This is a genomic window from Vibrio sp. RE88, assembly GCF_013113835.1.
Classification (GTDB): Bacteria; Pseudomonadota; Gammaproteobacteria; order Enterobacterales; family Vibrionaceae; genus Vibrio.
In genome coordinates, this window is the sequence record NZ_VTYQ01000003.1 from 69,091 (window position 1) to 81,815 (window position 12,725).

The following is a 12,725-nucleotide window of genomic DNA, read 5'->3' on the forward strand; positions in this document are numbered from 1 at the left end:
CATGAAGTTTTTTCCAGTAATTTATTGACTTTACAAAATAAAAAGTGGGTTGCGTCTATTCTTCAAGACACCAACCCACTTTATTTATGTTCAAGATTGCTACTACTGATGAATGGTCGATTTGTAACACGCATCCGCTTCGTCGAAACAGAATTCCAGCTCATTTTGGATACTCTCTAGTTTGTCATCATGATAATGAGAAACGTAGAGAAGTTGGCTGAGATTTTCTTTGGCTATCAGCTCTAGCGTATTTTTTACCAACCTACGACCGAGGTAATCGAGCCCCTGATAAGGTTCGTCCAGAATCAAAATTGCAGGTTGCTTTACAATCGCTCTGGCAATAAGAAGCAAACGTTGCTGACCATATTCCAACTGCTTAAATGACGTTTTAGCATACTCTGACATATGCAGAATTTCTAACCACTCTTGAGCAATTTGGATTTCTTTCTTTGCAGGTTGCTGATATAGGCCGATGGAGTCATAGAAGCCAGATAAAATGACTTCCAGAGCACTGCAACTCACACGATATTGAAGATGCAATGCCGAGGAAACCATACCAATGTGTTTTTTAATGTCCCAGATGGACTCGCCCGAGCCTCGCTGATTACCCAAGATATGAATGTCGTTGGAGTAACATTGAGGATGGTCGCCGAAGATTAACCCAAGAAGCGTGCTTTTCCCGCACCCATTCGGGCCCTTCACCTGCCAATGCTGGCCTTTATCGATTCTCCAGTTCACCTCTGAGAAAATGGTTTTCTCTGTATATTCTACTTTGCCATTTTTAAGCTCAAAAATCGGATTGCTAAACTCTGTTTTGTGTTGATGGCTACGAATGAGATCCATCATTTGCTCACTTTGCTGCTTGGACTGAGCTTTGATTTGGTTGATGACCGGATGCTGATGCCATGATTGGATATCCATCACACTGTCTAACTTGCCGTGGTTAAACAAAGCGAGCTTTTCAATCCATGATGGGACGTCTTCTTCGCGATTGAATGTCACGACCATCTGCAACGACTGCGATAATTCAGTCAGGTAACGAGTCAATGAAGCGCGATGAGCCACATCCAAACCTGTGTAAGGGTTATCGAGAACAATCAGATCCGGCTTAGTTGCCAAAGCGCGGGCTAACATTACACGCCTGGTTTCACCCGTCGACAGGACTCGGAATCCACGCTCACTCAAATGTTCCAGATCCAAATCGTTAAGCAATTGAGCCGTTAATGACTCATCCTGACACTGTTCAAACACCAGAGAATAAACCGAGCTGCCTTTATCTATTCGGTCTAAAAAATCAGTGTCATCTTTCGCCAATTCTTCTTCCAGTAGCCTTTGTTGCTCTACCAAGGAGACTTGTGAAATCTTGCCTCCTGTGAGCTCCAAATCGCCTTGCTGAATTTCTGACTCGCCACAAAGCAAACAGCCAAGAGCAGATCCAATATCACCTTCGGTACTGAAAACGCCCCAAGATTGACCGCTTTCGATGGCCCAGTCTTTTATCTCCAACGTATTCGAACCTGTTTCAACCACCAGATCTGTCATCTTCAACTGCATTTAACCGCATTCCTTTCTTTAATTTTGTATGCAATCAACTTACTTTAATTAGAACAATGTTGCGATCACCTTGAAAAGAAATGTGAACTACACATATTGCTTAACGAATTCGATGAATGTTCTGTCCGCAATCGATAAGTAGGCGTTCTTTCGCCATGCAAGAGATAAGGTGAGATTGACTGGTTCATCAAAGGGAATGGCGACCACATCTTTTTCATGCTCGGTCACCAACTTCAAAAGCGCGGTGATTGCAAACTCATGTTTGACAATGCTGAGTATCATTGGCAATAGATTCGTTTCAAATGAAAACTTCATTTCTTTATCGTGCAAACGCGCCTTATTCTCAACAAAATCACGGTGAAAATAGCCCGGCTTAAACATGACCAATTCGTGTTCGAAAAATTCTTCAAAACTAATACTTTTTCGCTGTGCCAAAGTATGTTCCGGCCCAACTACGGCCACCATCTCTACATTCAGCAAATGGTCCGTTTCGAGATCTTCCGGGACGTTTTCATCATCAATAACGCCAATGTCGAGTTCACCATCCAAAAGCATTCTTCGAATAGAGCGAGTACCCGCATCGATTAACGTGAGTTTAAGGTTCGGATAATGCGATTTGAACGCCATCAAAACTTCGGGGAAAAAGTAAGACCCCATCATGCTTGGCGCACCAAGTCGAACCTCTCCTTTTTCAAGGCCTCTCAGTTCGTCTATTGCTAACTTGGCATCATCGATTTGCTGCAATACGCGCTTTGCGTGCTCGTATAGCACTTTGCCTTCATCTGTGAGCGTTACACGCCGTTCTTCTCGTCGGAATAATTCAACACCCAATTGCTGTTCAAACTTCTTGATTGAGATACTCAGTGCAGGTTGAGCAATATGCAGCGCCTTTGCTGCCATGGTGAAGTGGCCGTGGTCAGCGACGGCAACAAAGTGTTTCAAGTGTCGAGAGTCCATTAACTATCCATATGCAAAATATATCAACTCTATATTTTTAATATATTTCATTAATCCAGATATCACTGATATTTTGATCACAATAAATGATTGGATAACTAGAGTAGCCAACACTAATGATCGAATTTGGAAGCCAAGATTACCGACGAGTCACACTTAGCCTTGCGCTCGGCTCATTCATCGTGTTCTGTAACCTGTACTTGTTCCAGCCGATGCTACCGTATATGGCGCAGCACTTTTCCGTATCGGAGACGCAGGTTAACTGGCTGTTTGCAGCAACGACGCTGGCGCTCTCTTTTAGCCTAGTACCGTGGGCCGTCGCGTCTGAGTCAGTGGGACGAAAACGGGTGATGCTTGCTGGCCTTTTGGCTATGCCTGTAATCGGAATTGGGATGCTTCTGTCACCATCACTTCTTAGCTTAGTTGTTATGCGTGCCCTCATGGGGATCGCATTAGCCGCTTTCGCTTCCGTGGCAGTCGCTTACATGGTGGAGGAGTTGTCTCCTAAAGCCTTCGGTCAAGCCATTGGGGGATATATAGCGGCCAACTCGCTCGGTGGTATTACTGGGCGCATCGTCGGCGGTACCCTCACTCACGCCTTCGGCTGGCAACAAGCAGTGATTGCCATGGCGGTGTTTACCATGATTGGTGCCATCGCGGTATGCGCTATGCTGCCCAGACAGAAACACTTCTCTCCTCAAAGAGGCATGCTCAGATACCACAACCGTGCATTGGTTAAGCACCTAAAAAACAAAGCTATTTGGTTAGCTATGCTGATCGGTGGGGTGAATTTTGCTTTGTTCGTTAACTTGTATTCGGTCATGGGCTTTCGACTTGTTGAGGCACCTCACTCGCTGCCAATTGGCCTAGCTTCGTTGATTTTCCTCTGTTACTTACCCGGAACCTTAAGCTCTAAACTTACGTCGGTGTGGAACCGAAACCGTCAGCCCATTTCAGGCATGGTTTGCGGTGCAATCATAAGCCTGCTTGGCATGCTGGTCGCGTATGTGGATCGTATTCCATTCATGATACTCGGATTAGCCCTTATCAGCTTTGGTGCCTTCTTCACGCATACGCTGGCCTATGCTTGGATTAGCCAAAAAGCCACCCAAGCAAAAGCGACTGCCACGGCTCTTTATCTTGTTCACTACTACGTCGGCGGAAGTCTAGGAGGCTTTTTCTTGATTTATTGTTGGCAACATGGCGGTTGGAGCTATGTTATCGGCGGCGGAATGTTGCTTTATCTGATGATTTTTGCACTGTGCTATAAACTGAATTCGACCCACCAAAGCTCAGCAGAGATGGAGAACGAGGCCAGCGCGACTTCTGAGCTAAAGGCAACACCCTCTTCTCACTAGACTATGTTCGACGCTTACGACCACAAACCGAATCTGTTATTCTTGCTTCCAAATTATAAACTGGAAGCAAGATGACAACCCTAAGCTCAACTCAGACCATCGCAGAGCAAATCAATCAGTGGCTCAATGACGTGGTAATTGGCCTTAATTTATGCCCATTCGCTGCAAAGCCACAGCGCAATAAACAAATAAAAATATTTGTCAGTGAAGCAAAGCAAGAAGAGGCATTGCTGGAAGACATCCTCACCCAGCTAATGGAATTGGAATCAAAGACAGCCGAAGAGTTGGAAACCACATTGGTCGTTGTACCAAACATGCTGGAAGATTTTTATGACTACAACTTGTTTATAGATTGGGTAGAGGCGCTAATCCGTCAACAAGGCTGGGAGGGAATCTACCAATTGGCAACGTTCCATCCAGACTATTGCTTTGGCGGTGCAGATCCGGAAGATGCGGAGAACCTAACTAACCGCTCACCCTACCCAGTGTTCCACTTGATTCGAGAAGAGAGCATGGAGAAAGTGCTCAAGCATTATCCAGATCCTGAGTCAATTCCTGATACCAACATAGCTCGTGTGGAGTCCCTGACTCAGGCCGAGTTAGTGAAGCTTTTCCCCTACTTGTTTAAATAATCATTGCGATAAGAGTGGAGTTCAGTCTCCACTCATCACTTCAGTACCAGGTACTTTCGCTAGTGAACGAACCACCACTCGATTTCGCCCCTGATTCTTCGCCTGATACAAAGCTTCATCAGCCACTAAGATGATTTGGTCAAGTGCACCTTTCTTGTTATCTACCTTTGCCTCGTCCCCAAAATCAAATTCACATACACCGATGGACACGGTAATGGGTTCTCCATCTAGGAGAGTCTCATTGACAGATTGGTGAAGGTCTTGAACTAATCGACGCCTGTCTGCTTCTGTTCTTTCGGGTAACCAGACAACAAACTCTTCACCACCAAACCGTGCAATGAAGTCCCTTTCAGACAAGCAACCCTGAAGTTGTTGTGCCGTTTTCTTTAAAACATCATCGCCGATTTGATGGCCGTGAACGTCGTTTACCTTCTTGAAGTTATCTATATCAATCACAGCCAATGAACCTTTGCCATTGGCAATCTTCATGCGTTCGATATCAAGGTGTATGGTTTTGAACATACAACGGCGGTTGGCAACATTGGTCAACGCATCGTGATAGGCTTGATATTCCAACTGGCTATTTAACTTTCTCAGGCGTTCTTCCTGTTTACGGCGGATTAATTCTACTTCAATCCAAGACGCCATCAGTTTGAGCGCATCAATGTCGATATCTTTGAATTTTCGTGGATAAGGTGATGCTGAGGAAAAATTAAGTGTGCCAAAAACTTCATCATCAACAAAAATTGGGATGCCGATGTATGACTCTAAACCAAACGCTTCATAGGCAGGATGTTTGGCATATTCATCGTTTTCTCCCATGTGCTCAATAGCAACTGGAGCATATGAGCTACAAGTGATCTGGCAATAAGTAGACTCATAGTTGAACGTGTCTCCGGGCTTTAACTCTACACCTTCAGACGTCACGCAATACAACACCGTGTATAGCTCGCCATCAATGCGGGATAAAATACCAATATCAAGATTGAAGCGTTCCAACCCCATCATGATGAGCTGGGTAATCTGAATATCAAACCCTTTCTGATAATCGTTTGTGATCTGATAGAGTCGCCGTATGACCTTTTCACTTTCACTCGCTACAACCATATGCTGTCCTGATAGCTAAAATTTCTTATAAGTAAGATAGACTTATCCTCATAATGATATCAATGGCCTTGCACGTGAAAGTCTGAATACTTTGTCCTTGTCCCCATTTATTTTCGTGCTGTAATGGCACGTTTCATAAGGCTTTGTTAGTATGGCGCGATAATTATCAAATGCAGGTTAAGTTCATGCACCTATCTAAACTTACTCAAGAAATCTTTGACCACCTTTACCGCGACATTACTGAGTTTCGTACTACTTTCGACTTACCTGTTGCCTCTCCAGAAAGCTTAGACGAGAAAGCAGACACGCTGCATACCTCTTTAGCGGTAGAAGAGCTCACTGAACTGGCTGAAGCCGATAATAAGACAGAACAAGCTGACGCGATCATCGACAGCGTTTACGTGTTGATGGGTCGTCTAGTACATTTAGGTGATGATAAGGTTGAGTCGAATCTAGCCATCAGTTACCTGATTGACCTGCTACTTAACGTTGCCGTTAATCGTGGCATTGATTTCATACCGTGTTGGGATGAAGTGCATTCGAGCAACATGAGTAAGGTTTGCCGTAACGAGAAAGAATACGCAGAAACAGAAGCGCATTACGCCGAACAGGGAATCAAACTGATGGCCGTACAGAAAGGTGATTACATCATCGCGAAATGTGCTGAAGATTTCGTTTCAGAAGCGAAAACGATTCGCCAAGGAAAAGTACTGAAGTCTGTTTACTACTGCCCTGCTGATCTTGCGCCGCTAACCGCATAAGCCTCCAGATAAAAAGCCGCCACCTTCGGAAAACCTTAGGTGGCGGAAGCTGCCATAGTCATAAAAATGGCTTATATATGTCAGCTTTCCAGTTTCCCTTCAAATTGACTAAGCCTAACAAGAACGAGAATGTATCGTTTTTAATAAAGCCAAACTTATGCCAAGTTTCTGAAAACGGTAACTAATTGATTTCTATAGGAATGATGTTTTCATCGATTTCTGTAGGATTGGGGCGTGCTCAAATTCAGTGCGCAGTGCACTAATTTGAGAATTGGAAAGTGGGGATTACTGTCTGATTAATCAAAGATTAATACAGATTCTCCGTTAAACTCTGTCTTATGAACACAAGTTTTGAATACTCTAGAAAGCTCACTTGGCTCGAATACCTCACTCACTGGACCTACTTGCTGAATCACGCCTTTATCCAACAACAGAGCCTTATCGGCATGCTTAAGCGTTCGATTGAGATCATGATTAGACATCACCACAGTGATCCCCATATCAGCGACTTTACGAATCAGCTTATACAGTAAGGCTTCCTGACCAATATCCAGCGGCGCAGCAGGCTCATCCAAGATAAGGAGCTTCGCATAAGGATTTAGAGACGGCCATATTTGCAGGCATATCGCACATAACCTAACTCGCTGCCACTCACCTCCAGACAATTGGTGAATCGAACGATGAAGCTTATCCTCCAGTTCAAGTACATCCACCAGCTCTTTGACGGCTTGCTCAACCACATCATCCAAGCGCTGGACGGAGCTTGGAAGTGACAAGGAAAGATATTGCGAAACCTCAAGATTGAAAGCGGGACGATCACTCTGGCTCAGAAAACCACGATAGCTTGCAAGGCTCTCTATGGAGCTACTTTTGACGTCTAAATCAAAAATCGCGGCGTCACCCTCAAAGTCTAACAAGCCAGCAATCGCCGTCAGTAAGGTACTTTTACCACTGCCATTTGGACCTACAATATGAAGCACTTCACCTTTGTCGACAGAGAACGAAAGCGGCAATAAACGTGAGCCAACCGATAAGCTATTAACGTGAATCATGATGTTTCACCAGCATCCAGATAAAGACAGGGGCACCGATCGTTGTGGTGACCACACCTAGCGGTAGCTCAGCAGATTCTAGGGCGACGCGAGCAATGATATCGGCAAACACCAACAGCATCGCACCGGACAATGCGGAAATAGGTAGCAAGTATCGATTCTCACTGCCCAATGCAAGTCTTAGAAGGTGAGGGACAATCAAGCCAATAAATCCAATCACACCACCGAGTGCAACGGCGCCGCCAACCAGAATCGAAACGGCTAAGATTAACTTCCAACGAACCGCTTCTACGTCCACACCGAGTTGTTTGGCATGCAACTCCCCCATCATTAGCTTATCTAGGGTCTTACCTTTCATGCATAGCCAAACAAGAACAGGGACAAGAGCCAGCGTCAATACGTGGTGATACCAGCTTGCACCACCAATGCTACCCATTAGCCAATACATTAACTGCCTTAAGCTAAGATCGTCACTGAAATAGAATGCCCAGGTGACAATCGCGCCTGTCAAAATGCCTAACGCCACCCCAACCAATAAGAGTCTCGTGGTGGTTAAACGCATGACTTTCGCCATTGAAACAAGCAGGAGAGTAAACACCAATGCGCCAATGACCGCGGCGATCATAAACCCAACAGGCGTTGCAAGTGCAGGAAGGAAAAACAACACAATGACCATCATGACACTGGCACCACCAGAAATGCCAAGCACGCCGGGTTCTGCCAGAACATTACCAAGTAAAACTTGCAGCACAGCACCTGAAACGGCCAATGAGGCACCTATGGCAATCGCGGCAAGCAGTCTTGGTAAACGAAGTTGAGTGATCAGTTGTTGTTGAAGGCTTGACAGTTCAGAAAAAGGAGAAATAAAGACTTCACCAACCATTAGATGCGTCGCTGAGAATAGAACAAGCGCAGATAGGATCACGATAAAGTAGCGCTTCCAGCGTTGATGTCTACGGCTTAATAATTGACTCAGTTCCATGCAGCTTCGATTAGCCTTAAACAGCTAAAGTTGTGGGTACAAATAAATAATGGCTTAACGATACCGTTAAGCCATTAAAATAGAAAGCTTCTATGATGAGTTTAGACTGTAAACGCCTTAATCGTAGACAAGTTGACCTTCTTCATAGCGCGTTTTCACTGGGCACACCATGAGGGCTGCACGCTGGCCAACTGCCACATGACGATTAGGGAACACAACCGCTTCCCCTTCATTTTTCGCCATCAGTGGCTTGTCACCATCATGACCAAACACTTCGCCGTGCTTAAACGAGGTAAAGTTTTCAACGTCGTCATCAAACATGAAATCAAAGTCATCATGCAGACGCACAATAGTTCGGCTAACACGATACATCACAGGTGCACGCGGCAAATGCTCAGCTTCGCTGGAAGCGATCAAATCTCGCATTGCCAGATCAAAGGCAACCAGTTTATCAAGATCATTTTCTCCAATACGAGCCACTCGTCCCAACTCAACCGTCAACGCCTGCGCTGCAAAGTTTTCGGCACTGAACCAGCTAAATGTGCTGGAGGGCGCGTTAGAGAACATCACCGCATCAATATGACCACTCGCGACAAACTCCATCAACGCTTTACTGCGTACAGGGTGGCGCGTTTTCGGGCTCACGACAAAGGTGTAGTGTTTGGACAAACGGATCGCACAGTGTAGATCTAGGTGCCAGCGTTTATCAGACGGCGTGTCTTGATAGAAATCAGCAACAATACGTTTCAGGTTCTGCGCAATGGCCAGCTCTTTCGTTGGCTCATATTCTTTATCATCAAACAAACGGTTAAGGTTCATTTCAAGGAAACGTGTATGAGCGTTCGTTGACTCGGGGTGAGCAATGATAAACAACAAACGTTCTGTCACCGGCTGGAAGCCAGACTGGATATCGGAAATGATTTTATCCACTAACTCCATAGGTGCGGTTTCATTACCATGAACACCACAGGAAAGAATGATGTGTTTGCTGTTTTCGTCCAACGTTGATGGGATGACTTCCAGAACTCCGCGTTCATGAAGCTTGAACACAGTGCCATTCGCAACAGTGATTTCTCCTGCTGGCATCTCTTGTTCTAAGTTCAGGCTGTCAAAAAGAAAAGATTGGCGAAAGAGGTTTTTCGTCATGCGCTACTCCTTTATTGCACAGCGGGTATGTTAATGAATTGTTCAGGCAATTTATGTAGCCACGATCTCACTTATCAAGAGAAATCTCGCGCTTCATCGTAAAAAACTCAATTGCCACGCCCGATACTATTTTCCGTTCGGGATAGAATGCTTTCGCTGTACATAAAACAACCGGGCAGACTCCCTGCCCGGCTTGCTGACTATCGTATCATATTTGTGGTGAATTTATTCTTGATCCAACAGAGATTCAAACTCATCAATCTTGTTTTTCACCATGTCGACACTTTGTTGCCAAAACGCTTCGCTATCCAATGCCATACCTAAATGCTTCTGAACCACATCTTCAGCCATCATCGAACCAGTATCGCGCAGAAGGTTAACGTAATCTGAGTAGAAGCTGCCACCTTTCGCTTCACGTTGCGCATACACGCCTTTGCTAAACAGGTAACCAAACAAATACGGGTAGTTGTAAAAACTGACTTCTGAGATAGAGAAATGCAGTTTACTTGCCCAGAAATAAGGATCCGCTTCCGTCATTGACTCACCGTACCACTCTTTCCATGTCTTACTCATTAAGTCACACAGTTGCTCAGCGCTGAGCTCACCTGACATCCTCTGCTGATAGAATTCTTTTTCAAATTCGAAACGAACAGGAATGTTAATCATCAAGGCATAGCAACTAGAGAGCTCTTCCCACAGCATCTCGAGTTTTTCTTCACGACTCTCGACTTGTTCAAGAAGATAATCACGCACAATATTCTCAGCGAAAATAGACGCTGTTTCTGCGAGCGTCATTGGGTAGCGTGTTTGGCACAGCGGCATATCTCGCATCACCCAGTTATGGAAAGCGTGCCCTAACTCGTGAGCGAGAGTCAGCAGGTCAGAACGACTTCCACCCCAAGTCATAAAGACCAATGGTGAGCGTGTAGCTGCAAACTTAGTACAATAAGCCCCAAGTCTTCTGCTGGCAGAAGGCGCGGCATCAATCCATCCATTTTCCACCATCATGGCGACAAATTCCGCCATTTCACCATCCACCTGTGCAAAGGCCTTAGTGATGATGTCAATGCCCTCATCGAAGCTGTAGACCTTAGGCTCGCCGTCAGTCAGGCTCGGCATACCCGCTAAGTGGTTCCATGGTTTCATTTCATTCAGGCCATGAACCCGAGCCATAAGTAGGCCAGCTTTCTGCCCCACATGACGATTGTCTTTGGCGACTTGCATCATAGCGCTCAGCGTCTCTGACTGAATGCGGCTGTCGTGGAGACTGGTATCAAGAAAGTGAACATCTTTAAGGTGAGAGCGTTTTTGATTTTCTGTATGACGCCAACCAGCTAACGCATTTAGAATCCCAGCAAAGCTTTCCTGATGGGTCTGCATCGCTTTTTGAACACCACGCCAAGCGGGCTCTTGATTGTCGAAATCTGTGCCATACAAGATACTGGCAGCCTGGGAAAAACCAATACGGTTCTCATCCCCTTCTTTCAGATCCACCTGGAGTGCACCTGTGATATTGTCGTACATTCGCCCCCAAGCATCACGGCCATCCACCTGCATGGCTGACAGTAGCTGCTCTTCCGCGACACTCAACTTAGTATCTGCCAGCTTTCGTGTGCATTCGATCTGGAATGCCTGACCAGATACATCGCCGTTTTCATGGTTCAAAACTTCAGAGATAAATTCTTGAGGTGCATTGGTTAGAGTGTCTTCATAAGGGGTAAATGCTTGCGATAACTCTGAGCTCAATTTGGCAACGCGGCCAATCATGGCTTTAGCATCACTGTTCATCGCATCAACCGACGCGTGACAACTTGCAAAGGTGTTGATCGTCGCAAGCAGTTTACCCGCGGCTTCACTGGTCAATATTGCGTTTTGCATTACCGTGACCGAGCTGCGCTGATCGACATTCAATCCCAGTACCTGAATGCATTGCTGAACCAGCGCTACATCTTGCTCTATTTTACTATCGTCCAATCCTTGGTAAGCAATAGACAAATTCCAGCTTGGTGTCGTCATGTTTTAATCCTTTATGTGAAGTGGTGTGCCAATAGAACATACGCGCTGATATAGACTGTCCGTTTTGGTAAGTTGAATATGAGTCAGGCTCTGATTGCCTATCTGTAACACGGAGTAAAGTGCGGGGTTTCGCCAGTCTAAGTTTAATAGTGAAGCCAATATCATACGTATGGTACCACCATGGCAGATGATTAATGTGTCCTCTTCGACACTCTCCATCAGTGAGGCCCATTGTCTGCTAACGCGCTGATGAAACGCTTGCAGTGTTTCAGCTTGAGGTAACTCAACCGCCGCAGGGTCATTCCAAAATCGTTCGAGTAGTGGCCACTCTGATTTGATAGAATCAAATGGCTTTCCATCAACCTCGCCAAAATCCATTTCTCTAAGCTCATCTTCAATCGATAAAGAAAGCTGGGAATTCTTTGCAACGAGTAAATCAGCTAAATCAGCGCAACGGCGAAGAGGTGAAGTGATAATATGTTCAAAACTGATTGAAGCGTCTAACAAACTTTGGCAAATCGCTTGCTGTGTGCTGTGAGCGACTAAGACATTGTTCGCTCCGTTGAGCGCCGGTTCGCCTAACGTTTTTCCATGTCGCAATAGGTAAATATTAACTGTCTTCACGCGACTTCTCTTTCAGCACCATAGGCAACCCCGCCGCAACAAACGTTACTTTATCTGCTACCTTCGCGATGGCTTGATTCATCCAACCCGCATGATCAACGAACAGTCGAGTGACTTCTCCCATTGGAATCACGCCTAACCCTACTTCGTTAGAAACAACCACCAGATTAGCTTCACTGGCAGCCAGCGTTTTTACCAAACGCCCCACCCTGTCAGATATCTGGTGTGGCTCAATAGGTTGGCCTTGATTGTAAATGACGTTATTTATCCAAAGGGTTAAACAATCAATCAACACGATATCTTGAGAAGTGAAGCGTTCGATCTGATCTTCGAGAGCATTCGGGCACTCATGCTCTACCCACCCGCTGCCTCTGCTGATTTTATGATGAGCAATTCTTGCCGCCATTTCATCATCAAAAGCCGTTGCAGTCGCAACATAGTGACGTGTGTAAACAGAGTGGCTCTCAACGACCAGTGATTCTGCAAAACTGGATTTTCCTGATCGAGCTCCGCCCAATATCAGATGTACACTCATT

12 protein-coding genes are annotated in these 12,725 nt (G+C 45.5%); 3 read left to right on the plus strand and 9 right to left on the minus strand.

The genetic code is table 11. The features are described 5' to 3' along the window. Positions 1 to 102: 102 nt before the first annotated feature. A complete protein-coding gene (gene modF, locus F0265_RS06215; protein ID WP_171748235.1) occupies positions 103 to 1,554 on the minus strand; it encodes a molybdate ABC transporter ATP-binding protein ModF in 1,452 nt (483 codons plus the stop codon). An 87-nt stretch (positions 1,555 to 1,641) separates the two neighbouring features. Beyond that, positions 1,642 to 2,511, minus strand: coding sequence for a LysR substrate-binding domain-containing protein (locus F0265_RS06220; RefSeq protein ID WP_171748236.1), 870 nt, complete (start codon positions 2,509 to 2,511; stop codon positions 1,642 to 1,644). 116 nt (positions 2,512 to 2,627) lie between these two features. Between F0265_RS06220 and F0265_RS06225 the strand changes: the two genes are divergently transcribed. Then, on the plus strand, positions 2,628 to 3,869 hold the full coding sequence (locus F0265_RS06225) for an MFS transporter (RefSeq protein ID WP_171748237.1): 1,242 nt from the start codon (positions 2,628 to 2,630) through the stop codon (positions 3,867 to 3,869). 71 nt (positions 3,870 to 3,940) lie between these two features. Further along, the gene (locus tag F0265_RS06230) at positions 3,941 to 4,501 is read left to right on the plus strand and encodes a DUF1415 domain-containing protein (RefSeq protein ID WP_171748238.1); all 561 of its coding nucleotides are present in this window, start codon (positions 3,941 to 3,943) and stop codon (positions 4,499 to 4,501) included. A 21-nt stretch (positions 4,502 to 4,522) separates the two neighbouring features. Here F0265_RS06230 and F0265_RS06235 read toward each other — a convergent pair whose 3' ends face one another. Continuing rightward, positions 4,523 to 5,608 carry a diguanylate cyclase gene (locus F0265_RS06235; protein ID WP_171748239.1) on the minus strand — a complete coding sequence of 362 codons (1,086 nt, stop codon included), beginning with the start codon at positions 5,606 to 5,608 and terminating at the stop codon, positions 4,523 to 4,525. 185 nt (positions 5,609 to 5,793) lie between these two features. Here F0265_RS06235 and F0265_RS06240 point away from each other — a divergent pair, with 185 nt between their 5' ends. After that, entirely contained in the window at positions 5,794 to 6,369 is a 576-nt protein-coding gene (locus tag F0265_RS06240; RefSeq protein WP_171748240.1) for a nucleoside triphosphate pyrophosphohydrolase family protein, read from the plus strand. Positions 6,370 to 6,665: 296 nt separating this feature from the next. Here the strand turns inward: F0265_RS06240 and btuD are convergent, their stop codons facing one another. The 6 genes from btuD to cobU form a co-directional block, all read right to left on the minus strand. Continuing rightward, a complete protein-coding gene (btuD, locus tag F0265_RS06245) occupies positions 6,666 to 7,421 on the minus strand; it encodes a vitamin B12 ABC transporter ATP-binding protein BtuD (protein WP_171748241.1) in 756 nt (251 codons plus the stop codon). After that, positions 7,408 to 8,403: a vitamin B12 ABC transporter permease BtuC gene (btuC, locus tag F0265_RS06250; RefSeq protein ID WP_171748242.1), complete on the minus strand. Its 996-nt coding sequence runs from the start codon at positions 8,401 to 8,403 to the stop codon at positions 7,408 to 7,410. The genes btuD and btuC overlap by 14 nt, the downstream gene beginning before the upstream one ends. 117 nt (positions 8,404 to 8,520) lie before the next feature. Beyond that, positions 8,521 to 9,549, minus strand: coding sequence for a succinylglutamate desuccinylase (locus F0265_RS06255; RefSeq protein WP_006962046.1), 1,029 nt, complete (start codon positions 9,547 to 9,549; stop codon positions 8,521 to 8,523). A 225-nt stretch (positions 9,550 to 9,774) separates the two neighbouring features. Then, the gene (locus F0265_RS06260; RefSeq protein WP_171748243.1) at positions 9,775 to 11,565 is read right to left on the minus strand and encodes a M3 family oligoendopeptidase; all 1,791 of its coding nucleotides are present in this window, start codon (positions 11,563 to 11,565) and stop codon (positions 9,775 to 9,777) included. 3 nt (positions 11,566 to 11,568) lie between these two features. Beyond that, complete coding sequence (locus F0265_RS06265) at positions 11,569 to 12,189, minus strand: histidine phosphatase family protein (protein ID WP_171748244.1); 621 nt, start codon at positions 12,187 to 12,189, stop codon at positions 11,569 to 11,571. Further along, positions 12,176 to 12,724, minus strand: coding sequence for a bifunctional adenosylcobinamide kinase/adenosylcobinamide-phosphate guanylyltransferase (gene cobU, locus F0265_RS06270; RefSeq protein WP_171748245.1), 549 nt, complete (start codon positions 12,722 to 12,724; stop codon positions 12,176 to 12,178). The genes F0265_RS06265 and cobU overlap by 14 nt, the downstream gene beginning before the upstream one ends. Position 12,725 lies beyond the last annotated feature (1 nt).

Coding starts and splice junctions, on each gene's coding strand:
- modF (WP_171748235.1), bottom strand. CDS start 1,554: ATGCAGTTGAAGATGACAGATCTGGTGGTTGAAACAGGTTCGAATACG.
- F0265_RS06220 (WP_171748236.1), bottom strand. CDS start 2,511: ATGGACTCTCGACACTTGAAACACTTTGTTGCCGTCGCTGACCACGGC.
- F0265_RS06225 (WP_171748237.1), top strand. CDS start 2,628: ATGATCGAATTTGGAAGCCAAGATTACCGACGAGTCACACTTAGCCTT.
- F0265_RS06230 (WP_171748238.1), top strand. CDS start 3,941: ATGACAACCCTAAGCTCAACTCAGACCATCGCAGAGCAAATCAATCAG.
- F0265_RS06235 (WP_171748239.1), bottom strand. CDS start 5,608: ATGGTTGTAGCGAGTGAAAGTGAAAAGGTCATACGGCGACTCTATCAG.
- F0265_RS06240 (WP_171748240.1), top strand. CDS start 5,794: ATGCACCTATCTAAACTTACTCAAGAAATCTTTGACCACCTTTACCGC.
- btuD (WP_171748241.1), bottom strand. CDS start 7,421: ATGATTCACGTTAATAGCTTATCGGTTGGCTCACGTTTATTGCCGCTT.
- btuC (WP_171748242.1), bottom strand. CDS start 8,403: ATGGAACTGAGTCAATTATTAAGCCGTAGACATCAACGCTGGAAGCGC.
- F0265_RS06255 (WP_006962046.1), bottom strand. CDS start 9,549: ATGACGAAAAACCTCTTTCGCCAATCTTTTCTTTTTGACAGCCTGAAC.
- F0265_RS06260 (WP_171748243.1), bottom strand. CDS start 11,565: ATGACGACACCAAGCTGGAATTTGTCTATTGCTTACCAAGGATTGGAC.
- cobU (WP_171748245.1), bottom strand. CDS start 12,724: ATGAGTGTACATCTGATATTGGGCGGAGCTCGATCAGGAAAATCCAGT.